The following is a 23,459-nucleotide window of genomic DNA, read 5'->3' as shown; positions in this document are numbered from 1 at the left end:
GGAAGATGGGCGAAGCCCAACCGAGATGACGCCTGCCCATCGTCGGCGTATATCTCGTTGTGAGAAATTCCCGGTTCCCGCGGGCGTGGCACATCTTATTCGAGAATTTCGATGCCGCTCGTCGGCGAACTGTTTCGTCGCTGACGCCGCCGCCGCGCGCGGCCGGAGGGCCCTCGACCATTCTCAGGCCGCACGCGTAAGCCTCGGCATGAACCTTCGCGCGGAATGTCCATTCCTGGCGCATTGGCGAAATTCAAACTGACCCACTATCAGCCGGTGAGACAGCTTGACTGTTCAGATAACGGCCACAACCGCCAGCGACAGCTGCCGCAGGCGCTCCATCAGCTGGACCGCGAGCAGCGAGTGGCCGCCTAGGAGCTTGTCTGGATAGTCGCTGTTCAAATCTGGTCGGGTCTGATTCAACATTGGGCGATGAGCAAGTATTTTCGGCCTTGGAACATCGATCAGACGCTGCTTCTGCCGCCGAATGTGCAGGACTTCGTGCCGAAAGGCCATGTCTCGCGGTTTATGGTTGATCTGGTGCGGGAGAGCCTCGATCTCAGGGAGATCATGGGCAGCTATGTGAGCGGGCTTGGGCAGCCGCCGTTTGATCCGCGGATGATGGTGGCGCTGCTGCTGCATAGCTATGCGAGTGGGCTGTATTCGTCGCGTCGGATTGCCAAGGCCTGCCGGGAGCGGAACGATTTTGTGATGATCGTGGCGCTGGATGCGCCGGATTTTCGGACGATCAGCGACTTTCGCAAGCGACATTTGAAGGCGCTCGGCGCGCTATTCGTGCAGGTTCTGAAGTTGTGCGAGACGGCCGGGCTGGTCAAGCTCGGTCATGTCGCGCTGGATGGTACGAAGATCAAGGCGAACGCGTCGAAACACAAGGCGATGAGTTATGAGCGCATGAAGAAGCGCGAGGCGGAATTGAAGGCCGAGGTCGCTCGCATGCTGGCGGCCGCCGAGGCGGCGGATGCCTCGGAGGATGAGACTTTCGGCAACAGCGACGAACTGCCGGACTGGACCGTCGACAAGCAGAAACGGCTGGCGAAGATCCAGCAAGCGATGGCGGCGCTGGAAGCGGACGCCAAACTGGCGGCGGAGGAAGAGCGCCGCATCGAGGCCGAAAAGGAACAGCAGCGCCAGGCCGAAGGCCGCAAGAAGCCGGGCAAACCGGCGGCGCTGCCATCGGAGGAACCCAATCCCAAGGCGCAACGCAACTTCACCGATCCGGAAAGCCGCATCATGAAGTCGAAGGATGGCTTCGTTCAGGCCTATAATGCCCAGGCGGCCGTCGATGCACATGCCCAGATCATTGTCGCGCAAGAACTGACCCAGCACGGCAGCGATCAGGGCCAGTTGGTGCCCCTGATCGAGGCCATCGAGAGCAATCTTGGCCGCAAGCCGCGGCAGGCCTCAGCGGATTCCGGCTACTGCAGCGAAGCCAATCTCGAAGCGCTCGACACACGCAGCATCGATGGCTATGTCGCGCCCGGACGCGCCAAGCACCCGACAGTAGCGAACGGAAAAGTCGGCGGCCCGCTGACACAGGCCATGCGAAAGAAGATCGACGATGGCGGCTTCGAAACACCCTACCGATTGCGAAAGCAAGTGGTGGAGCCGGTGTTCGGACAGATCAAACAGGCAAGAGGCTTCCGCCAGTTCCTGTTGCGGGGCATCGAGAAAGTGCGCGCCGAGTGGACAATGATCTGCACCGTCCATAACCTCCTCAAGCTGTTCAACCTCGCAAACGCAGCCTGAGCCTGCTACTCTACAACAAATGCCCGTCACGAAAACATATCTGGACGGGCTCCTAGCGCGCGTGGCTGTCGAGCCGGGAAAGGAGTAGGCTGTACCCTCTTCGCGTTCCTTGAGACAAACGTAAGCCCCGCCCTTGGTGGCGGCCATCAAAACCAAACGAGGCCATACTGATGGCTTCTTCGGTACGGGGAAAGCGTTTGACGCAGCTTCAGTGGGAGTATTGTCATGAATACTGATGAAGTTCGAAAAGTAATTGCCGAGGGAAATCGCAGCTTTGGTGCAGCCGCGGCGCGCAAGGACTATGTCGGTATGGCTGCGTTCTATACCGAAGATGCAAAAGTTCTGCCGCCGGATGCGCCAATTGTGTCGGGGAGGAAGGCGATCGAGGAATTTTGGCGTTCGGCGGCGAACGCACTCGGGCTGACCGACATCATGCTTAAGACGGTCGACCTCGAGGTCGCCGGCGACGTCGCCTACGAGATTGGCGAAGCCGACCTGACACTCGGCTCTGGGCAGGCAAAGGCAAAGTATCTTGTCGTTTGGCTCAGATCTCGCGACGGCCAGTGGCGCCTGCATCGCGACATCTGGAATGGCATGCCGGCGAGCTAGAGCCAGGGGGTAAAGCGGCACCGATCAAACAACCGTCGCGCCGCGCGCTTTATCGCCAGTGAAAGAGTCTACACGATGCAAGGCAGCGATCAGTGGACCGAGCTAGTTTCATGCCCGAACTGTGGAATGTCAGGGGCTGCCCGTCTTTCGAAGGCCAAAAAGGGAGCCTTTGATTTAGGCTGGAGGCCATTCCTGCGGACTTTAGAATGAGCCGCTTGGAATTCTGTAACACCTTCTTCTGCGGGGCATGCGATCAACCGGCGCATACCCAGATAACAAAGCAATGAGGCCGCCCCAGTTGGTGGAATTTTTCCATTTATTCATGCGACGCTATGTCGCCTCTTAACCCATCGCGTCAGCCGGATGTCCGCTTTGCCAGAAGCGGTCGTTCGGACCAAGTCGGCTTTTGATCCCAAGAGGGCATGCCGACTAGTGGGGTGATGTCAGCATCGCATCTTCAAAGATCACCTCGCCATCTACTATCGTCAACAGACTGGTCGTGGCGGGCAGCCGAGACGTCGGGACGGTCAAAACGTCTTGAGAAAGCACAGCCAGATCGGCAGCAAAGCCAGGTGCAAGCCGTCCTTTGTGCTGGTCCTGGACCTCCGCATAGGCGCCACCGGAAGTATAGGCCGTCAATGCCTGTTCGCGCGTCAGTGCTTCGGAGGGATCGCTGGGAACCAGGACAGCCAACATCAAATTGAGAAAAGGATTCTGTTCGGCTACGCCGCCGTCAGAGCCGAGCGCCAACGGAATGCCGGCGTTAACAAAACCCTTGAGCACGATCTCATGATCGAGCATTTTCTTTCCCGCGATCGGCGGAATTGCCAGGTGGGTTGGATTCTGGATCACGACCAGACCCAGTCGCGCCGCCTTTTCAAACACGTCACGCCCGATGCCGTCGCCATGTTCAGTTCGAACCCGCTTGGCGCGCCAAATTGCGACGGGAGCAACCTGCTCCATCAACTTCAGCACGCGGTCCGTTTCGGCGTCGCCGACGACGTGAAGCGCAAGCTGTGTCGGCCGCGCCAATGCGAGCTGCAAAATCTCCCGCAATTGCTCGTCGGTGAAGTTCGATCGCCCGTGCCATCCGGGGCGATCGACATAAGCGCTGCGCTGCAGGGAATTCTGTTCGATCGGTGTGCCGTCCACGATCCATTTCGGTCCTTCGACGCGGACCTTAGGCAGCGTTTGCTTTTCGACCCGATCAATTGCCGCCCACGCCTCTGGGATGCGTTGGGTTTCCCAGGTGCCCCAGGAATAAACCGTCCACTTTTGCAGCGGCTTCGCAATTGCAAGCGCAGTAAGCGTGACCTCCAGAGACTTGTCGTTGTTCATCAGGTGAATCGAAGTGACTCCCCAGCGCGCATAGCGTTGCTGCGCTTCGCCGAGTGAGATGGCGAGACTTTCCGCGGTGGCGGGACGGATGCGCGGCGTAATCGTCTCGGCTGCCTCGTAGGCCCGGCCGTCGAGATCTCCGGCTTCGTCGCGGCCCCACCAACCGCCGAGCGGATCGATGATCTCTTTGTAAATGCCGAGCCGGCGAAGTCCCTCGCTATTGACGATGCTGGTGTGGCCCCAGAAAGCTCGGAAGAACACCGGCGTGTTCGGGGCGACGGCATCCAATGCCTTGCGCCAGTTGCGGCGGTCACGCGCGATCAGCGGACCGATATAAGCGGTGACCCAGTCGGTGCGCGTCTTCGCCGCCTGTTCGACCGCGGCCAGGGCCTGCTCTGCGTTCGGACCAGGGAATGGCAGGTTCGGCATGGCTATAGGCGGCGTCGGCAACGCAACTCCGAGATGAACATGAGCTTCGGTGAGGCCCGGTGTCACCAGACGGCCGCCCGCGTCGAGGATGCGGGTATTCGGTCCGGTTAACGCGCGGACCTGTTCGTTGCTGCCGACGGCGAGGATACGACGATCTTCGATCGCGACGGCCTGTGCGTATGGTAGCGCCGGATCTGCTGTGAAGACCTTGGCGTTGACCAGGACCAGTTGAGGGGCGGCGAGAGCGGCGGAACTCACGAGGAGGATCGATACCACCTCGACACACGCCGCGAGGCGGCTCATCGTCCCACTGACAGACACAATCCTCATGACATTCTCCCTCGCCAAATCGGGGCAGGCTCCGGCCCGCCCTCGACTGTCCGATTTACGCGGCTTGAAGGTGCCTTCGCGGGTCTTGCGCGTCATGAAAGAACGCTGAAGAATTGCCGAAACTACGCTGAAGCGCTGCGATTTCCGGCCGTTTCGGCCGAAGCCAGCTCGCAAGGAACAACATCCAGATGTCGGCGGAGCGGTACCTGATCGGCAAATCCACGCTCGATGTCTCGCTGGGGGGCCTGCGCCGCAATGGCGCCGACGTGTCATTGCGTCCCAAGAGCTTCGCGTTGCTGCATTATCTGGTCACCCATGCGGGCCGCCTCGTGACCAAGGACGAGTTGCTGTCCAAGATCTGGCCCGACGTGATCGTCACGGACGATTCGCTCACGCGGTGCATCAGCGAGGTGCGGGCCGCGCTCGAGGACTCTGACCAGACTATGATCAAGACGGTGTCGAAACGGGGATATGTCTTTGCTGGACCTGTCACCCTGCTGGACGAGCACGCGGTCCCGCTGCCGCCGGCTGACGGGGTGCCGGAACACAAGACTGAGGCTCGACGAACGGGCTGGGTGTTGCCACTACTCGGCCTTGCCGCGGTTCTCGCGATGGCCGGAGTGGTTTGGTCCACCGCGTTCTGGCGGCCAGCCGCGTTACCTCCGCGGCTGTCGCTGATCGTTCTGCCGTTTTTGAATTTGAGTGCGGACCCGGCGCAGGATTATTTAGGTGACATTATCACCGACGAGCTGACGACGGCTTTGACGCAACTGCGTGGTTCGACTGTCATTTCCTCCAGCAGTGCTTTCACCCTCAAGGGCAAGCCCGTCGACATCAAGCAATTGGGCTCGGATCTCGGCGTCAGTTACGCGCTTGAGGGCAGCGTGCTGCGCAGCGACGGATCGGTACGCATTAATGCGAGGCTAGTCGATACGCAGAGCGCGAAGACATTATGGTCCGATAAGTTCGATGTGCATCGTGCCGCGCTCCTACAGACGCAGGACGACATTGTCACGCGACTCGCGAGCGCGCTTCACGTCGAACTCGTTCAGGCAGAGGCCCGGCGCGCGATAGGCACCCCTGTCGCGAACCTTGACGCTGAGGATCTGGCGATGCGGTGCGAGGGCGCCTCGTATAATCACGGCGGCGCGGTCGCTACACCAAATTACGATCTGTGTGAGCGGGCGCTGGGCATTGATCCGCGCAACGTGCGTGCGTTGATCCAGCTCGCGAGATATTACAGCTCGCGAGTGTCCCGGGTACAGAGCCCGAACCCCGCAAGCGACTTGCAGCGGGCAGACGGGCTCGTCAACCGTGCGCTCGACATCGATGCCGGATATTACGCGGCGCACTGCGTGAAGGCCGTGGTGCTGGAAGGAACGCATCACGTGCGAGATGCCGTTGTTGCTGCCGAACGTTGCCTAGCGTTGAACCCCAGTTACGCGGGCGCGTACAGAACATTAGCGTTGCAGTACTTCTTTCTCGCCGAGCCCAGCAAGATGCTTGAATACGTGGATCACGGCATCCGCCTAAGTCCGCGTGATCCTGAGACTTCAATTTTCCTGCTACTCAAGGGCTGGGCGTATCTCGTCATGGAACATGACGATGAAGCTCTAGTGTGGCTGCGCCGCGCAGCGGCCGCGTCTCCCGAAATTCCCACGATTCTTGCTGCGTTGACATCGGTCTTGGCGCTCACGGGCCAGGACGCTGAGGCCCGCGCGACGCTGGCACGATACCTTGCGCTGCCTGCGACGAGGACCCGAACGGTCGCGCAGTGGGACTACGTGCCAGACGAGAATCCCGCGTTTCTGAAATTCCATCTGCGATTTAAGAGCGGGCTAAGCAAGGCTGGAATGCCGGAGCAGTAGGCGCTCGGTGAACGCGCTGAAGGGCGAACACGGGCCGGCTAGTTCCCCGAAAGATAGCGCATCAGAGCGTCATTTCCGGCTTTGGCACTTACTTCGTCGCCCGTTAAGAAGCTTCCAGGCGACTGATCTGGAATCGTAATTTGGCTGGAATGACGTTCTGAGATTGCAAGGTTTTGGTGTTTTGGGCATCGGAACGATGCGACACATCGTGAGCCAAGTCATGTCGTGCACGACGATCATCATTCGTCATTTCGCTCCCAGCGTCTCGATCATCGCGGACGATGTCGAATCCGTGCTGTCACACTGCGCGACAACAACCGTCCGATGCAGCAAAAAGCCTATCGCGATCTCAGGCGAAGCGCGTCTGATCTCAACTCTTCCAGGATGCGCACTCCTGTGTCTCTGCCTCACGCGCCGAGCCAGCAGATCGGGCATGGCGATCTCGAACAATCCCCATAGCTGCAAAACCGCGAATAGCCTCCCGCGCCTTCGTTCAATCCGGCTTCAATGAGGTCGCGTCATAAGCGCCTGCCGCGCCCTCGCGTGAGCGCGACCTCACAGAACCCTCCAGATTCCCTCGACGGGCGAAGCATGATTCCCTGTCCGCATCGGAGGGCGCGATGCGGCCGAAGAAGCACAAAACGACGGGAGCGAACGATCTTTTCCGGGCGCGGCTCGACCAGATCATCAATCTGAAGCACGAGCTGGTCCGGCTCACCGGCAAGATCGATTGGGACTGGATCGACGGCGAGATCGCGCCGCTCTACAGCGAGAACGGCCGGCCGGGGATTGAGACCCGCTTCGTGATCGGACTGTTTGCTCAAGCACATTTTACGGGCTGTCCGATGAGGGGGTATGCGAACGCTGGGTCCACGACCCGTATTTCCAGTACTTCACTGGCGAAGAGTTCTTCCAGCACGCATTCCCGCACGAGCGCTCGGACCTGAGCCATTGGCGCAAGCGGCTCGGCGACAGACTGGAACTGCTATTGGCCGAGAGCCTGCGGGTGGCGCACGACGTCGGCGCGTTACGCGGCAAGGACCTTGAGCGGGTCACGGTCGACACCACGGTGCAGCCGAAGGCCATCACCTTTCCGACCGATGCCAAGCTGCTGCATGCGGCGATCCAGGGGCTCAACAGATCCGCTTGTCGATGTCTATAGAACGACGTTTGTCGCCTGAAAGCGTTCGCCAGAAACTCTGACTTGAAGGTATCCGCAAATGATCCGGATTGCCCGAACAGAGCAACATCGTTGCTCGTTTTTGCACTCGACTTCTACGGCATAGCAAGCATCCATGGCGTGACAGGAGAACACGCCAATGGATGCACAAGCCGACGAAACAGCCGTCCGGACGGATCTGACAGAAATTCGCACTCGTATAAGGCGGCCGGAATTGCGCGCGCGGCTGATGCCTGCGCGGGCGCGGGCTTTTGCGATAAGCCGGTTGAGATTTCGCTGGATATCGAGCAGCCGCTCTACGAGGCAACCACCCTGTTAAATGCCGTGAGCCTGATCAACCGCATCTGCAGGGATAGTTAGCTTCAAGATCAGGCTTCAGCGAGCTTCCCCCCGCAGCGCTCAGCGCGTTGGCGGGGTCAGGGTCGTGCCGGCGATGATGCCGGAATGCCCAAGGAGGTTTCCATGAAGCCCTCAAACGTTCAGCCAACTAGTTTGGATAAATCGACGAACAACAGTGAGAAGACCGCACACGCCCCTCAGTCGAAACCAGTGACTAAGGTTCGCAATCGCTCCTCGCCACGTGCGCCGGGAAAGACTTCAAAGGTGACGTCTGCCAGCCAACGCACTCACAAGCCGGCGACACGATCCAAACAGGACAATATCATCACATTGCTTAGGCGACCGGAGGGCGCCACGCTCGATGCTCTCGTCAGGGCGACCGGATGGCAGCCGCACTCGGTGCGGGGCTTTTTGGCGGGAACGGTGCGCAAAAGGCTGAAGCTGCCACTGACATCCGAGAAAGTAAAAGACACCAGATTCTATCGGATCAGCCCCGCGGGAGTCGCAAAGGCTCGCCGCGCCCGCTGATGAACGCCATGGACCAAAAATCCTCTCAATATGAAGCTCTCAAGGCTGAGATTAGGCGCTTGCCCGATCTCAGCCTGGGCGAACTTCGAATGCGTTGGAGGGAGCTGTTCGGCAACACCGCTCCTATTTCGCTTCGTCGTAGGTTTCTGGCGCAAGCCGTCGCCTACCAGATGCAGGTCGACGCCTTTGGCGACCTTTCGAGTTCTGCAAAGCGCCGCCTTAGAGAGATCGCGACTGCTGTTCACCGCCGCGACGCAAGCGCCGCTGGGGCTGCAAGGTGGATTCAGCCCGGCACCCAGATGATCCGACAGTGGCAGAAGGAGACCCACACCGTAACCGCCACGCCCGAAGGTTTTGAATGGAAAGGACAAACCTACAAATCACTTTCGGCAATAGCTCGACAGATCACCGGAACCAATTGGAACGGCTACACCTTCTTTGGAGTCAAGCGCGCGACACCCGGAAATAAGAATGCTGCCGGTTCCCGTCGGGATTCATGCGCCAAAGAAAGTCAGGCTGAAAATAATGCTCGCTCAGCTCCATCGCTGAAATCGCGAGGTCGGCGCCGTGCGTAGCTTAGTTCCGAGGCAAAGGCGGTGCGCCGTCTATACGCGCAAGTCATCCGAAGAAGGTCTGGAACAGGACTTCAATTCGTTGCATGCGCAGCGAGACGCCTGCGAGGCCTATATCAACAGCCAGAGGCACGATGGCTGGACTGCGCTCAGCACGGTTTACGACGATGGTGGCTACTCGGGCGGTTCGATGGATCGTCCGGCCTTGAAGCAGCTCCTTGCTGATGTAGAGACGGGGTCGGTCGACATCGTCGTCGTTTATAAGGTCGACCGCCTCACCCGCTCGCTTGCGGACTTCGCAAAGATTGTCGACGTGTTCGACGCTGCCAGCGTCTCGTTCGTTTCAGTAACCCAACAATTCAACACGACGAGCTCGATGGGGCGCCTTACGCTAAATGTGTTGCTATCCTTTGCTCAGTTCGAGCGCGAACTAACCGGCGAACGGATTCGCGACAAGATCACCGCCTCGAAAAAGAAGGGCATGTGGATGGGAGGCTGGGTCCCTCTCGGCTATGACCGCATGGACCGCACTCTCAAGGTCAATGATCTTGAGGCCCAGACTGTGCGCACGATCTTTGATCTATTTCTCAAATTTAAGAACGTCAGGAACGTTCAGAACGAGCTGGCTCGCCTCGATCTCCGCACAAAGCCTTACTCGATTCAGCGGGGGCGGGCTATTGGCAATCTCCCCTTCGCTCGCGGTCATATCTACAAAATCCTCTCCAACCCCCTTTATCTGGGAGAGATCGTGCATAAGGGTGCTCGTCATCCGGGACAGCATCCGGCACTCATCTCCCCGACGACCTGGGATGCCGTTCAGGCCCAGCTCAGCGCGAACGGCCATAAGAGACGATCGCGATCGAACGCCAAGAGTCCGAACTTGCTGATAGGACTCATGTACGACGACGCTGGTAACCGTCTCGCCTCGAGCCACACGAGTAAGAACGGCAAACGGTATCGATATTACGCTACCCCCAATCGCCGGGGTCGATCTCTATCATCTGAAGAACCGGATCAACTTAGAGTTCCGGCAGCGCAAGCTGACGATATTGTGCTCGGACGCCTATATGACTTTCTCACAGAGAGCGCGCAAATCTCGAGTTTCCTAGGAAGCGGTTACCGTGTCGCAGAAATTCGTGCAGCAATCAGGACTGCAAAACAGCTTGCCCAAGTGATTGCTTCCGAGCATTCAGAGCGGAAGATGGCCATCGTCTCGGACTTGGTTTCGCGCGTGATCGTCGGGAAGACGAGCCTAAAAATCAACCTCAGCTCGAGCCAATTGTGCATCGCTCTATCCAACAACGCTTCAGAACCTCCTTCCCCGCACGGGGAGGAGCGCGATATTTCGCTCGAGGTTCCGTTCGTAGGGACGGCTCGTGCCGGCTCGACCAAATTCCTGATCGACGACTATCGTCGCCCACAAGCTGACTCTGTTCTTGTGAAGGCTATCGCGCGAGCACGTAGTTGGTTCGAGCAGCTACGGACAGGGAAAGCCCAATCCATGGCTCAAATTGCCGCGCGGGAAAACATAACGGACAACTACGTCAGCAACCTGATCCACTTAGCTTGGCTGCCCCCCAAGCAAGTGCAACAGATCTTGGATGGAGATCCGGCCGCTACTGTCTTGGGTCGTAACAAGATGCGCACCCGCACCGTCGCCCCCCTATGGGCCGACTCGTGACGAGAGAACATACGATTATTCCGGTCATCCTTCGCGGTACCACCCGGCTGCGCCGCATCATATTAGTCGGCGAGACCGCGTTTGGCGCCGGCCGACGCCATCCGTGCCCCCTAAGGATCATCGCGCAACCGAAAGAGTTCGGCTGCATGTTCGGCCTGGATGAACCTCCAATGAGCCGTGCGACCTGGCGTGGACCCTCCGTGGAGGTGGTGTTGAGTTTCGGCTTCGACATCAGCTCGCGCAGGCATTCCGCGAGCGTAGACGAAGAAGGCCCGGCCACCGCGCGCCGGTCCAGCGCGCCGCCAGGTCGGAGGGCGACATGAACTTTGGGATGACTTCGCTCGACGCTCCGAAAGCGGCATCGTCGAGGACAGCCAGATGCTCATTGATCGCTCGGCCTGCGGTTTCCGGTGGAAGGTCCTTGGCGCCTTCGATCCCCTTCTGCCGATTGGCAGTGCCCTGTAGTGCCCTTACAGACTGTTGATCGCCATTGGCGGAGCGGCTCTTTTCGGACTACATTGGATCGCAGCAGGACTTATCGGTATGCGCGCCTGTTTAACAGTAGTGCTATTAGTGATAACCGCGGAAGTAGTGGTGGCGGGCTCGCTCGAAGAAGCCAAGACCGCTCATGACAACGGTGATCTCCGAAATGCAGAGCGCATCTACAGCGAGCTGTCCAATCAGGGGGATCGCATTGCACAGCTGCAGCTTGGCCTGATGTACGATGAAGGGCATGGAATCCCGGGACAGTATCAGCAAGCAGTGCGATGGCTTTCTGTGGCCGCTTCCCAAGGCGATCCTGAAGCACCTTATTATCTGGGCCGGATTTACCAGGATGGCCGGGGTGGTCCAAAAAATTACGCCAGAGCACGACAGTGGTATCGCGTCGCCTCTGAACGAGGACAAACCAAGGCCGCAGTTAATCTAGGTGTGATGCATGCGTTCGGCCTAGGTGGACCGATGAATTACCACGCGGCGGGGCAGTGGTTCTTGTTGGCTGCAAATTATGGCGACACCAAAGCCCAAGACAACCTTGGAGTCTTGTACCAGAATGGTGAGGGCGTCCGACGGGACTACATAAAGACCTACATGTGGTTCGCCCTCGCTGCGGCGCCGTCAGGTGACTCAGTGGCGGTTAAGCACCGAGACCAAATTGCTCGCTTCATGGCGCCCGCTCAGATTGAGCAGGCTCAGAAGTTATCATCTGAGAAAATGTATGCCTTGATACGCTGCAACATTGTTCCAACGCTGCCCTGTCACTGAAGGTGAATGATCGCCACTCTTCAGGAATTTCGCTTAATAGGCGTAGTCGCGTCCGCGAACGAGCGTAACTGCCACGATGCAAACGAGACATCACTCAGTGAGTCGCCGGGGGCGCTGCCGCGCGCATTTCGATCGGTCGCATTGGCGACCTCATTGCCTATCCGACAGGGGACTGAGGCAGCGGCGTCGTCTCCGCAACTGAGATGCGCATACCCACTGTTATGGAATATCGCTCGCGACGTAATCTCGTGGCGCGTTTAATGGGTCGGGCAGCCATTGCCCGAAGCGTAGGCATACAGCGCATCAAGGCGCACGGTTTCGGGTTGGAAAGACAGACGAAAGAAGCATGAATATCAGTCCGCCTGCCAGACTCAGAGAGATCGTCAAGAGTTTCAATCTGCGTCAACCTGCAAGCAACTTCGGCTTCGGTCTTCGTAATCGTCGAGGTTTGCGAAAACAATTTCGACAGCCAAAGGTCCTCCGCCACATCTGTTACGCGGTATGCAAGGGCCACTGCGATGCAGAATTGCGAAACGGGTGCGACGTAGGGGAGTGTGGGCAGCAGCATCGGCACACCAGCCCAAAGCAATGCAATAGACCAAGAGAATGAGATCGCGAATCCCACGTCGATCCAAAGCAGCGTGGGCCTTATGTAGAGAAGCTCCACGCGAAGATCGGACAATTGACGGTCGAGCGAGATTTCTTAGGAGGTCCGGAAGATGAGCGCGCCGGATCGCCGAGGATTGCTTCAGCGCGATCATGAGAGTCTATCGATCCGCCGGCAATGCCAACGGCTGAGCGTTGCGCGATCGAGCGTATAGGCCGCCGCGGCCGGCCAATGACAACGACCTTGAGCTGATGCGACGGATCGACCAGCTGTTCACGGCCTGGCCGTTCCTGGGCTCGCGGCGGATGACGGCGATGCTCAATGGCGGATGACGGCGATGCTCAATGGCGAAGGCCGGCGGATCAATCGCAAGTGCGTGCAGCGGTTGATGCGCAAGATGGGCATCGCGGCGCTGGGACCAAAACCCAGAACCACAAAGCCGGCGCCGGGACACAAGATCTTCCCGTATCTCCTGCGCCACATGGTGATCGACCGGCCAAATCAAGTGTGGGCGGCCGATATCACCTATGTGCCGATCGGCCAGGGCTTTCTATATCTGGTGGCGATCATCGATTGGGCGAGCCGTGCGGTACTGGCCTGGCGCCTTTCGAACACGATGGACACATCGTTCTGCGTATCTGCGCTCGAAGAGGCCTTGGCGCGCCTCGGCCGGCCTGAGATCTTCAATACCGACCAGGGCAGCCAGTTCACCAGCGCGGCCTTCACCGGCACGCTGGCCGCCAGCGTCATCAGGATCTCGATGGACGGTCGCGGCCGCTGGATGGACAGCGTGTTCATCGAGCGGCTGTGGCGCTCGCTCAAATACGAGGACATCTATCGCAAGGGTCATTCGGATCGCCACGAGGCCAAAGCCGGAATCGCCCGATGGATCGAGTTTTACAATTTCCAGCGCCCCCACCAGGCGCTGGAAAATCGCGCGCCGATGGCGGTCTGGCGGGCCGGTGTCACCGGCGCATTCGGCGAAGAGGCTGTGGATATGACGCTTCTCGCAAGCGAGAAGCTTGGACAACGCTACGCGTTGCCCACAGCCACAACAGCAGCAAGCAAGAGTAGCGTAAAGTATTGGGAAGAACGAACGGCAGCAGCTCCACTTAAGAACCGGACCCGGTGGTCCTCAGCAAAGGGTCCACTTCACTGTTCGCGGCTGAAGGTGATGGGGTTGGCTTTGCAACCGAAGCCTACGCCGCTTCAGCGCTTTACACCACGCTCGCCAGCCTCTCAGGCGCCCTCTGACGAATAAGACGGGCTAGGTAGAAGATTTCGTGACGGGCAGACGGCCCTTTGCCGGTAAGAAGATCTAGCTGGTTGTAGCCATCGAGGTGGTTCTTGTAGGTCTGGCCACCGATCTCCTTACCCTTCAGAAGTTCTTCGGTGATGTTTGGATTGCCAGCTGCGGCCGCGAAGGTCGGTAACCAGTCGAGTCCGGAGAACAGCCCGTTCTGGACCGTGTCGGCCGGTACCTTGCCGGGCCAGCGAATCATCGCCGGCACGCGGAAGCCACCCTCCATCACCGTTCCCTTAGATTGCGCGAACGGTGTCTGGCCGCCATCGGGCCAAGTGAAGACTTCCGTGCCGTTGTCGGTGGTGAAAACGACGATAGTATTGTCATCGACACCCATATCCTTAAGCTTTTTCATCACCAGACCGATGTCGTCATCGAGCTGGGCCATGCCGGCTTCTTCTTCCGACCAGCCGGTCTCTGCATTACGCAGCGCTTCGTACTTTGGAGAGAGATGAGTGACGATATGCATGCGCGTCGGGTTGAGCCAGACGAAGAACGGCTTGTTGTCCTTCTTGGCCTTGTCCATGAAATTGATGGCGAGGTCGCGGATTTCGTCGTCGACCGTCTCCATGCGCTTGGGATAGAGCGGACCGGCATCCTCGATCCTCTGCTTGCCGATTTTGCCCCAGCGCGGCATCTCGGTCGCATCGTCCTTGTCGGTGGCGTAGCTGTGGACAGTTGCGCGGCCCCACTACATTAAGCAGGTTCTGCGGATCGTTGGGATGCGCCGGATCTTCCATCGCGTCGAGGTGATAGAGATAGCCGAAGAATTCAGCAAAGCCGTGGACGGTAGGCAGAAACTCGTTCTTGTCGCCAAGGTGATTCTTGCCGAACTGTCCGGTGGCATAGCCCATCGACTTCAACACCGTCGCGATGGTCACCGCTTCTGCCGGTAGGCCGACCGATGCGCCGGCCTGCCCGACTGTCGTCATGCCGGTGCGGATCGGCAGCTCCCCGGTGATGAAGTTCGCGCGACCCGCCGTGCAACTTGCTTCGGCGTAATAGTCTGTGAACAACATGCCTTCCTTCGCGATCTTGTCGAGGTTGGTGTCCTCCCCGCCATCAAGCCACGGTGATAGGCGCCGATGTTCCACATGCCGATGTCGTCACCCATGATAACGACGATGTTGGGCTTCTGCGGCGGTGCCTGCGCCAATGCAGGCATCGCCGTCAGGGTCACGGCGGCAATCGACGCCAGCAAACCGTTGTGCTGCGTGCGACGGGCCACGCAGCTATGCCCACGAATTTTTGATAAAGGTCACATCCATAGCGCAGCCCAGTTGATCTAGATCAACATGTCCGGGTTGGGTCTATCACGGCGGTTCGCGCCTCCGCCCACCACTTCCGATCTTCCAGCAACAGCGGACATCCCACCTGAGGGCCAGCACTTTCGATAAGGGTGCCAAAGGCGGACCTCTGTGGGCGCACAGCGTTGGTAAGGGATCGTCGCGGTCCGATCTGGAGTAACCGTCCGGTGAGGGCCGCGGCATGATCGCGCGGTGCGGTCGCCCGATCAGGCCGCAGACTGGACGGGGCTGTTCTTCCATTCCCAAGGCAGCAGCTCATTGAGCCGACCTTGCGGGGTGCTGGCGATGCGGGCCAAGACGTCCGCCAGCCAGGCTTGCGGGTCGATGTCGTTGAGCTTTGCCGTCATGATCAGCGTCGCCATGATGGCGGCGCGGTCAGCGCCGCGTTCCGAGCCGGCGAATAGCCAGGACTTGCGGCCGAGAGCAAAACCGCGCAGCGCGCGCTCCGCCGCATTGTTTGTCAGGCAGATCCGCCCGTCATCGATGAAGCGAGTGAACCGATCCCAGCGGCGCAGCATGTAATCGATTGGCTTGGCGACCGATGAGGAGTTCGATAGCCGAGCACGCTGCTCGCGCAGCCACGCTTCCAGCACCGCCAGCAGGGGTGCGCTTTGCTCCTTGCGCACCCGCAGACGCTCTCCGGCACTTTGGCCGTTGATGCCGCGCTCAATATCGAACAGTGCATCGATGCGCTTGACCGCCTCCAGGGTGTCAATCGGCCTGCAAATTTGACCCCTCATCGGCGTCCAATTTTGACCCCTTCGTGCGGCGGGCTTTGCTGGTAGCGCTCGTCTCGTCGGAGCTGGCCGGGATAGCGGAGGCGAGACGAGCGCGGGTGGCGTGATCGTCGTCTCGGCTCTTGAACCGCCAGCTATCGTTGCCGGTCTCGACAATGTCGCAGTGATGGGTCAATCGGTCGAGCAGCGCTGTGGTCATTTTGGCGTCGCCGAACACGCTCGGCCATTCGCCGAAGGCGAGATTGGTCGTCACGATGACGGAGGCGCGCTCATAGAGCCGGCTGACGAGGTGGAAGAGGAGCTGGCCACCGGACTGGGCGAAGGGCAAATAGCCGAGTTCATCCAGCACGATGAAGTCCATCCGGGTCAGATGCTCGGCGAGCCGTCCTTGCCGTCCGTTGCGGGTCTCGGTCTCGAGGCGATTGACGAGGTCGACTACGTTGAAGAAGCGGCCGCGGGCACCGGATCGGATGCAGCTTCTGGCGATGGCAATGGCCAGGTGGGTCTTGCCTGTGCCGGTGCCGCCAACCAGCACGACATTGCGTTGCTGGGCGATGAAGCCGCCGCTGGCGAGATCATTGACGAGAGTCTGATTGATCGGCGTGCCGTCGAACTGGAAGTCGGCGATGTCCTTGGCAAGCGGCAGCTTGGCAATGGTCAGCTGGTATTTGATCGAGCGGGCCTGCTTCTCGTTGATCTCGGCGTTAAGCAGGTCGCCGACAATGCGCTGAGGTTCGTGCTGGCGCTTGACGGCAGTTGCCATGATCTCGTCGAAGGCAGCCTTCATGCCGTAGAGCTTGAGCTCGCCCATGAGGTCGAAGATTTGGGTTCGTTCCATCAGATGGTCCTCCGGAGGTTGTCGTAGCGGGCACAATCGGCGATCGGTGCATGACGGAGCGTCAGTGCGGCCGGCGTCATGATGTTGGCCGGTGGGGCGGGTTCACGTTGACGGGCCAGGATGTTGAGCACGACATCGGCGGAATGGACGCCATGACCGAGCGCTTCGGCACAGGCCGCTTCCACCGCGGACAGACCGTCAGTCAGCACCGCGGTGAGGATGTCGACCATCTGCCGATTGCCATCGTCGGTGCTGGCAAGCTTGCGCCGGATCCGCTCGATCGCGGCCGGCAGCACCCAGTCTTTGAAGGGAGCGCCGTTGCGCAAGGCACCGGGTTTGCGAGCCAGCACCGGCACATAGTGCCAGGGATCATAGGTCGTCTCGCCGCGGCCAAAGGATCGCGGGTGCTCGGCAACGATGCGTCCATCCTGACGGATCACGATGCGGTCGGCATAAGCCTGGACTTCGACCGGCCGTCCGACTGCGCTGGCTGCGACCGAGTACTTGTTGTTGTCGAAGCGCACCAGGCAGGTCTTCGAGACCGATGCCGTCACCGCATGGAAGCCGTCGAAGCGGCCGGCATAGGGAACGAGCTTGGGACGCTCGGCTTCGAACACTTCCCAGATCGTCTGATCGACCAGCTCCGGGTGGCGATGAGCCTTGGCGTAGGCGATGCATTTGTCGAGCAGCCAGGCGTTTAACTCGTCGAGGTTTTTGAACCGCAGCCGCGGCGTGAAGAAGCGCTCCCGGACCAGCCCGACCTGGTTCTCGACCTGCCCCTTCTCCCAGCCCGACGCCGGCGTGCAGGCGACCGGATCGACCAGATAGTGGCTGCACATCTGCAGGAAGCGGCGATTGTAGAGACGCCCTTTACCGACGAAGATCGTCTCTACGGCGGTCTTCATGTTGTCGTAGATGCCGCGGGTGCAGGTGCCTTTGAACAGAGCGAACGCCCGGTCGTGGGCGTCGAACACCATCTCCTGCGTCTCCCGCGGATAGGCCCGCACGAACAGCATGCGGCTGTGACAGAGCCGGACATGGGCGGCCTTCACCATCACCGTGGTCCCGCTCAGCAAGACCACCTCGTGGCTCCAGTCGAACTGGTAGGCTTCGCCTGGGGCAAAGCTCAGCGGGACATAAGCCGCCGCGGTCGATTGCCCGCGTTCTTTGCTCCACCGCCTGGCGTAACGCCGCACGGCATCGTAACCGCCGTCGTAGCCGCGGCCGCGCAGCTCTTCGAAGATCCGGATCAACGTCAGCTGTTCACGAGCCGATTTGGCCGCGTTCGCCGCCAGCAATCCGTCAAGCTCTACTGCCCATCGTCCCAGCTTTGGCCGCGGCTGCACCTGCCGCTCGTACTCGAAGGAGGTCTCTCCCGACCTCAGCACCTTCCGGACCGTGTTCCGCGACACCTTCAGGTCACGGGCGATCTCCTTGATCGTCTTGCCCTTGATGAAGTGCTCGCGCCGGATCCGGGCAATTGTCTCCACGATCAGCATCCCCCACCACCTGCTTCGTTCCAAAGCAGGCAGCGCAACAGATCAATCTGTAGGGGGTCAATTTTGGACGCCGATCCCCCGGCTTAGGGGGTCAATATTGCAGGCCGAATGACATAGAGTGGAAGTAAACATGATGGCGCTACTGTCGGCTTTGACCCGTTACGGAAGTGTCGTCACGGTGCGGCGTGGTTGGTCGCCGCTGGCTCGATGCAGCTTTCAATGCAGCGCGCTTTAGGGGGCTGCGAGATAGGAAACACATCGCGCATGTACGGCACTAGCATGTCGGTAAACGCAGACGCAGAGCGCGGCAGCGGTCGCCGCTTGCCCCGGGGGCGCGCGAAGAGTGCAAGAGGATCGCACAACGGTTTACCGCGGTATGTCAGTCGTATGCCCCGGGGCGATACGCAACGCGGACGAAATCACGGCCACGCCTTGTCCGCGCTGTGGGGGGCCCGCGGCTTTCTAATCTGATGGTCGGGGTGCCCCCTGTGAGGGGGCACGCAGCGTCGAAGTTGCGGCGGAATACCTTATGCGAAGCGTTTTTCCTTGTGAATTTAGTCGTTTGCGTCGTCGTCGATCTTGGAAAGGCCTATTCTGAAAGCGGATTGCCCTGCAATCCGAGCAGCCTTTTTGGCTGCCTCTTCCTCGTTCCCGACCCGCTGATACGCTTCCAATAAGGAGTAATCGATCCATTCTCTCTCCAGCTCGTATTCGAGCAGGGAGAGTTCCTCTTCTAGCGTGAGCAGAGTGCTCAAGCCGGACTCAAACTCCGACTGGTCAGCCGACTGCAACTTGGCTTTTGCCAAAAGGATCTTGCCGAATGTGCTTGTAAAGTTGGGTTGAATAGAAGAGCTTTGCCGCTCGATGAAACTTCTCGCCTCACGACCGATCCGTCCGTCGCGCTCCCTCGGTAACAGCAACGCCAAGGTGTTCGGATGCGAAAGAAATAACTCCGCCCCGCTTTGAATGCCGGCGAACGTACAGGCGAAGCCTTCGTCAGCCAAGTTCGCCCGAAACGGCAACCTGTCCTCCGGTACTCCACCTTTGACCATCATATCTACGATGCAGTGTGCGGTAAGAAACTGATGCGCGGCATGCAGAAATTGTCGCGGCATTTCTCGCATCGTGCTTTCAAGTGCCTTATCGACGGTTTCGAGCGCGCGCGACCGCTCGCCATGAGCGACCTCCACGAGCTTGGGGAAGGCCGCCGGATCTTTCACCATCGCCTCAAGGTACAGCCGAAGATAGGCACCGGGGTCAGTCGCCCAATCCTCTCCGATGCTGTTGTTGAGCGTAGGTGGCAACCTGAACAGCATCATTGCCATAGTGAAGTCGATTACCGTACACCGCATGCCGAACAAATATTCGTCGAACAATCGGTCGCAGAACGCTTGGTACTGCTCCCTGCTGGTAAGCCGCTCGGCGCGAATTCTGCGGCATAGTTCTAGACATGCCTGTTGGGAGTCGCCCGCGAGGATCGACTTCGCGCGGTTAAGCGCAATGCGCTCGAACCTAGACATAGGGGGGACGGTGGACGCTCGCTCGACAATCCGGCTTAAGATGCTACGCATCGAAAGGTCTCGAAATCCTTCGGGCATCTCGCGAATAGTGCACGGAAGTTCTGGTGGGGTTGTACGAAATTCGCCAGGATTGATGCTGACCCACTCTTCGCTGCCGCCAGTCTTAGAGTGCCACCAAATACGCTCCTTAGACCCTGGATCGTGTGCTTCACTCATGACCCCGACTTTGAACCGGGTCTGCTCGAGGCGTTGCTCCTTCATCATCGAGAAGACAACGCAAAATCGCTCCAAAGCGGGATAGAAGGACCATTCGAGGTGCACGCCGTCGAAGAGTTCGCCCTCTGGCACGGCTTAGCTCTTCTTTGCTGCGGCGGTGTTAGCGGCTGGCGCGACCGCGTTCTTGATCTTGTCAGCCAACACTGCTGCGTCCTGCTCATTGACGCCAATCTGCTTCAGCGCGGAAGTTAGGTTTTCCACCCCCTTTTTGGATTGATCCGACGTCACGTTGTTTGGGACAGCTTCCAGCGCGGCCAACACGGCAGCATCGACGCCTTCCGTTCGGCAGTGCTCCTCGAAGCTCGCCTTGTCCCGCCAGGCCTGAAGGAGACCGGTTACATGCTTATTGGCGACCTCACCCAATCCTTTGAAATCAAAAAATGGCTTGACGAACTCGAGCAGACAAGCAGATGCGAAGCCCCACACCACCGCTTCTGGAATCAACGGACGTTTCGTGGGCGGGTACATCACATAGGCGTTCTGCCCGACTGCGCGCTTCGCTTGCGTAAGCAACTCTTCCGCATCCATGACGATGACCTCCTAGACAGCAGCTCGGCACACTACATCAATTTTTAGTTGTCGGTTCAATGACAATCAAAGCTGGCTTACCCAGTCTGTTCGAAATCAAAGACTTAGATCGCATGGTTCTGATTATGTTGAATGATGCGGCTTGGTCGCCGAGGGCTGTCCCCCATCGATTCGCCTCGCGATCCGCGCGCGTAAACCGTCAATGGAGATTGAAGCCGGGCTCATGACCAAGTTGATGCAAGTACGATGAGCAATGAGCAGGTCACAGCCGCATTTTTCTTCGGACCAGGGAACAGCCTCACAAGAAGTAGAGCAGGGCTTGAAAAACCTTGGCGGGAAGTCTGGTTATGGGCCTTAGCTGACAACACAGAACGCGTAACCAAGGTCAGATATCCGGCTCGATGGAGACAACTTCCGTCCGCTCGACCTCAACGTTGCTCCGGATCTAAACGTGATCCGAGGATCGGTAGCCACAACGGGTCCTTCCCCGATCCCTCCCCACACGGCACAAACGCGCCCCAAAAACTCGCCAGCCGCAGATTTCAAAATCTGGGTTGACACGGTTGACAGGTTGACGCGCTACGTTGGTCAGGTTGACAGGGTTGTCAGGTCAGAAAACCGCGGCTGCGGCTGGCGAGCTTTTGGGGCGCTCTTGCACCGTAGAGGTGGCGGCCTGAGGAAGGACCCGCCCCGGGCAGTTGCTTCGCAAGGGCAAGACATGCCCACCAGTCGACTGGACCAAGCCAGCGCTTGAGTTGCTTGACGCTCTACTACAAGCGGATGGAAAACTGAGCTGCTGCCGGTTTGATGGACACCAAGATCCTGATGGCCGACCACGGCATTGTTTGCAGCATGAACCGCTCGGGAATGTCTGGGACAATGCGGCGATGGAGAGCTTGTTCTCCTCCCTCATGACCGAACGGACAACCGGCAAGATCTACCAGACCAGAGGAGGCACGAGCTGATGTGTTCGACTACATCGCCCTGGGCACTCAACCATCGGTTATCTCAGCCCAGTTGAGTTCGACCGCAGGTGGGATTAGCTTAACCCGGTGTCCATCAAACCGGCAGTAGCTCACAAGCAACAATTTACGTAAGATGGTAAGCTGGTCGGCGCCCAAGCTGCTGGTTCTCACCTTGGATAGGTGAATTGTGCGGAAGCACTTCTCGCTCTTATTGTTGCTCGTGCTGATTGCGGTTGGCGGTCTTGGTGGAGCGTTGGCGTTTAGCCTGTGCGCTGCACCGGTGGTCTTGAAACATGAGGCGGAATGGGTGCGCGCGCTGCTTCAGGTTGGCTTAGTCGGCGTGTTAGGCATCGTGACGTCTGTGGTAATTGAGCGTTTTAAGGAGAGCATTCAACAGCAGAGGGATTCCAGTAAACTGCGGCATGATATAATGACCGAACTAAGCAGATCTTATATGGATGTGAAGTTGGTAAGGCGGAGGATCCAGGCCTCTCGCACGTTCACAAACACCGACATTGACGACCTTAACCGCCTACAGGCCTCCGTGGAGCTCCACAAGCGTAACAGCGCGGGCATTTTCCGGAGAAGCAGTGAGTTAAAGCCGCACCTCAGAACGATGGAGAACTATTTAAACAAAGTGGCGAACAAGCCCGCTTCTCCAGAGCACAGTGGGTTTTCCTCCAGCGGGTTCGATACTTTTGCCGATGCTTATGAAGAAGCCGCCACGCTGATCCGGGAAGAGATCGGGGGCCGATGATGTCGCGACCGTTAGCAAATGTCTGCAATGGGATAGGCGGGCGTTCACATTTTGTAGCAGACCGGCCACGGATACATGCCAGCGCAAGGTTTGCTGGCCAACAACGTACATCTTCAAACCTAGCACTTAAAATCGCGCGCGGCGGATTATGAAGTGGATGCCGTTCACGATACGAACTCCCGATACTGCGGCGCCGTTTTATAATCGCAATACTCACGCAGACAAACGCCGTGCTTCGGCAACATTCCGCGGATCGTCGAGAACTGCACGCATCATCTGCGAGCGGCGCGAGAGTCCCATCTTCCCGAAAATGTTATGGATGTGATGTTTGACGGTCGACTCGCTCAGCGCCAGGTCGCGAGCAATTTCCTTATTGGAAAGGCCCCGTGCGACGAGCCGAGCGACGTTTTCCTCACGAGGTGTGAGACCCGAGAGATCGAACACCGGTTGCCGCGGCGCTGCGGCACTGCGAGATAGCGCCCGCATGATGCCGGCCGCCATTTCAGGCGAGCAGGAGAAGCGGCCGGCTACTGCATCTCGGACTTTTTGGTACAGTTCGGCCGTTCCATCGCTGCGGCGGATATAGCCTACGAAGCCGGCGCGGCCGTGGGCCACCACGTCCGCCTCGTGCTCACGCAGGCCAAGTGCTAGAAGGGGCAGTAGCGGATGGACGATGTGGAAGTCGCGGATTTCGTCAAGATCGATCGCCTGGGTCACATCGATAATTGCAGCGTCGAGGAACGGCTTACGCCCCGCCAAATCGCGCAACAGCGACAAATCCCAAACCACATCCGTGACGATCGACTTGTCGCAGGAGGCAATTGATATTGCGACTCCCTCGCCTAGCAGACGGACGGGAGTCATAACCCCGATACGCATACTATCCCCCGCATGAACAACGGTGGCGACAATGAATTCCGACGGCACAAACCAACGTGATATGTGACCGTGGATACCTTTAGGCGGCCAGAGCTTCCAAAGACTACTACAAGTATAGAATACCAGCACGATAGCCTGCTAAGTCATTCAACGTCAAGGAGAAGGCTTGGTCGTAGCGACGCCGTGCCGCATGGTGGCGCGAGTAACCCGCACGGGCACCCCGACAAGATGAAAGGCCGCCACGAGATGCTGCCTAACCTGTTTCGAGGCCACAGTCTTTCGTATCAAGGCCACAGCGATCCAGCACGCGCTGCCGAGAACGAAAGACTTTGGTTCGTT

14 protein-coding genes and 7 pseudogenes are annotated in these 23,459 nt (G+C 59.0%); 12 read left to right on the top strand and 9 right to left on the bottom strand.

Features of this window, described 5'->3' with window-relative positions; genetic code table 11:
- Nucleotides 1-432: 432 nt before the first annotated feature.
- Together HAP54_RS14010 and HAP54_RS14005 are read left to right on the top strand one after the other, a co-directional pair.
- Complete coding sequence (locus HAP54_RS14010) at nucleotides 433-1,767, top strand: IS1182 family transposase (RefSeq protein WP_166202952.1); 1,335 nt, start codon at nucleotides 433-435, stop codon at nucleotides 1,765-1,767.
- A gap of 225 nt (nucleotides 1,768-1,992) precedes the next feature.
- On the top strand, nucleotides 1,993-2,376 hold the full coding sequence (locus HAP54_RS14005) for a YybH family protein (RefSeq protein WP_166300766.1): 384 nt from the start codon (nucleotides 1,993-1,995) through the stop codon (nucleotides 2,374-2,376).
- Between the two features lie 429 nt (nucleotides 2,377-2,805).
- Here HAP54_RS14005 and HAP54_RS14000 read toward each other — a convergent pair whose 3' ends face one another.
- Entirely contained in the window at nucleotides 2,806-4,569 is a 1,764-nt protein-coding gene (locus HAP54_RS14000) for an amidohydrolase (protein WP_166300764.1), read from the bottom strand.
- Between the two features lie 92 nt (nucleotides 4,570-4,661).
- On the opposite strand from HAP54_RS14000, the gene HAP54_RS13995 reads away from it, so the two are divergent.
- The 6 genes and pseudogenes from HAP54_RS13995 (at nucleotide 4,662) to HAP54_RS13970 (ending at nucleotide 10,641) form a co-directional block, all read left to right on the top strand.
- On the top strand, nucleotides 4,662-6,341 hold the full coding sequence (locus HAP54_RS13995) for a winged helix-turn-helix domain-containing tetratricopeptide repeat protein (protein WP_166300761.1): 1,680 nt from the start codon (nucleotides 4,662-4,664) through the stop codon (nucleotides 6,339-6,341).
- A 620-nt stretch (nucleotides 6,342-6,961) separates the two neighbouring features.
- Nucleotides 6,962-7,494: pseudogene (locus HAP54_RS13990) on the top strand (transposase); the annotation flags it as partial.
- A 51-nt stretch (nucleotides 7,495-7,545) separates the two neighbouring features.
- Nucleotides 7,546-7,881, top strand: a complete 336-nt coding sequence (locus HAP54_RS13985) for a hypothetical protein (protein WP_166300758.1) — start codon at nucleotides 7,546-7,548, stop codon at nucleotides 7,879-7,881.
- An 84-nt stretch (nucleotides 7,882-7,965) separates the two neighbouring features.
- Complete coding sequence (locus HAP54_RS13980; RefSeq protein ID WP_339156841.1) at nucleotides 7,966-8,388, top strand: DUF3489 domain-containing protein; 423 nt, start codon at nucleotides 7,966-7,968, stop codon at nucleotides 8,386-8,388.
- On the top strand, nucleotides 8,388-8,963 hold the full coding sequence (locus tag HAP54_RS13975; RefSeq protein WP_176422247.1) for a DUF2924 domain-containing protein: 576 nt from the start codon (nucleotides 8,388-8,390) through the stop codon (nucleotides 8,961-8,963). The genes HAP54_RS13980 and HAP54_RS13975 overlap by 1 nt, the downstream gene beginning before the upstream one ends.
- Complete coding sequence (locus tag HAP54_RS13970) at nucleotides 8,956-10,641, top strand: recombinase family protein (protein WP_166300749.1); 1,686 nt, start codon at nucleotides 8,956-8,958, stop codon at nucleotides 10,639-10,641. Before HAP54_RS13975 ends, HAP54_RS13970 begins: the two co-directional genes overlap by 8 nt.
- Nucleotides 10,642-10,895: 254 nt before the next feature.
- Here the strand turns inward: HAP54_RS13970 and HAP54_RS52800 are convergent.
- Nucleotides 10,896-11,097 (bottom strand): annotated as a pseudogene (locus tag HAP54_RS52800) (IS5/IS1182 family transposase); the annotation flags it as partial.
- Nucleotides 11,098-11,235: 138 nt separating this feature from the next.
- On the opposite strand from HAP54_RS52800, the gene HAP54_RS13960 reads away from it, so the two are divergent.
- A complete protein-coding gene (locus HAP54_RS13960) occupies nucleotides 11,236-11,904 on the top strand; it encodes a tetratricopeptide repeat protein (RefSeq protein WP_166300747.1) in 669 nt (222 codons plus the stop codon).
- Between the two features lie 652 nt (nucleotides 11,905-12,556).
- Nucleotides 12,557-13,454 (top strand): annotated as a pseudogene (locus HAP54_RS13955) (IS3 family transposase); the annotation flags it as partial.
- A gap of 328 nt (nucleotides 13,455-13,782) precedes the next feature.
- On the opposite strand, the pseudogene HAP54_RS13950 reads toward HAP54_RS13955, so the two are convergent.
- From HAP54_RS13950 to HAP54_RS13925, 6 genes and pseudogenes are all read right to left on the bottom strand, one after another.
- Nucleotides 13,783-14,979: pseudogene (locus HAP54_RS13950) on the bottom strand (arylsulfatase); the annotation flags it as partial.
- A 348-nt stretch (nucleotides 14,980-15,327) separates the two neighbouring features.
- Nucleotides 15,328-15,858, bottom strand: a pseudogene (locus HAP54_RS13945) (IS66 family transposase); the annotation flags it as partial.
- A complete protein-coding gene (gene istB, locus HAP54_RS13940) occupies nucleotides 15,833-16,696 on the bottom strand; it encodes an IS21-like element helper ATPase IstB (protein ID WP_166294386.1) in 864 nt (287 codons plus the stop codon). The pseudogene HAP54_RS13945 and the gene istB, both read right to left, overlap by 26 nt.
- Before the next feature lie 8 nt (nucleotides 16,697-16,704).
- A pseudogene (istA, locus tag HAP54_RS13935) lies at nucleotides 16,705-18,195 on the bottom strand (IS21 family transposase); the annotation flags it as partial.
- A 554-nt stretch (nucleotides 18,196-18,749) separates the two neighbouring features.
- Nucleotides 18,750-20,063, bottom strand: a complete 1,314-nt coding sequence (locus HAP54_RS13930) for a hypothetical protein (protein ID WP_166300741.1) — start codon at nucleotides 20,061-20,063, stop codon at nucleotides 18,750-18,752.
- A 3-nt stretch (nucleotides 20,064-20,066) separates the two neighbouring features.
- Nucleotides 20,067-20,519, bottom strand: a complete 453-nt coding sequence (locus HAP54_RS13925) for a hypothetical protein (RefSeq protein ID WP_166300738.1) — start codon at nucleotides 20,517-20,519, stop codon at nucleotides 20,067-20,069.
- Between the two features lie 822 nt (nucleotides 20,520-21,341).
- On the opposite strand from HAP54_RS13925, the pseudogene HAP54_RS13920 reads away from it, so the two are divergent.
- Both HAP54_RS13920 and HAP54_RS13915 read left to right on the top strand, forming a co-directional pair.
- Nucleotides 21,342-21,562: pseudogene (locus HAP54_RS13920) on the top strand (IS3 family transposase); the annotation flags it as partial.
- Between the two features lie 109 nt (nucleotides 21,563-21,671).
- Nucleotides 21,672-22,241, top strand: coding sequence for a hypothetical protein (locus HAP54_RS13915; RefSeq protein WP_166300735.1), 570 nt, complete (start codon nucleotides 21,672-21,674; stop codon nucleotides 22,239-22,241).
- 213 nt (nucleotides 22,242-22,454) lie between these two features.
- On the opposite strand, the gene HAP54_RS13910 is transcribed toward HAP54_RS13915, so the two are convergent.
- Nucleotides 22,455-23,249: a LuxR C-terminal-related transcriptional regulator gene (locus HAP54_RS13910; RefSeq protein WP_224741270.1), complete on the bottom strand. Its 795-nt coding sequence runs from the start codon at nucleotides 23,247-23,249 to the stop codon at nucleotides 22,455-22,457.
- Nucleotides 23,250-23,459: the final 210 nt, after the last annotated feature.

The sequence above is a fragment of the Bradyrhizobium sp. 2S1 genome (genome assembly GCF_011516625.5).
Classification (GTDB): Bacteria; Pseudomonadota; Alphaproteobacteria; order Rhizobiales; family Xanthobacteraceae; genus Bradyrhizobium; species Bradyrhizobium septentrionale.
The sequence above is the reverse complement of the archived record's forward strand: the minus strand, read 5'-3'. Positions and strand labels throughout refer to the sequence as shown.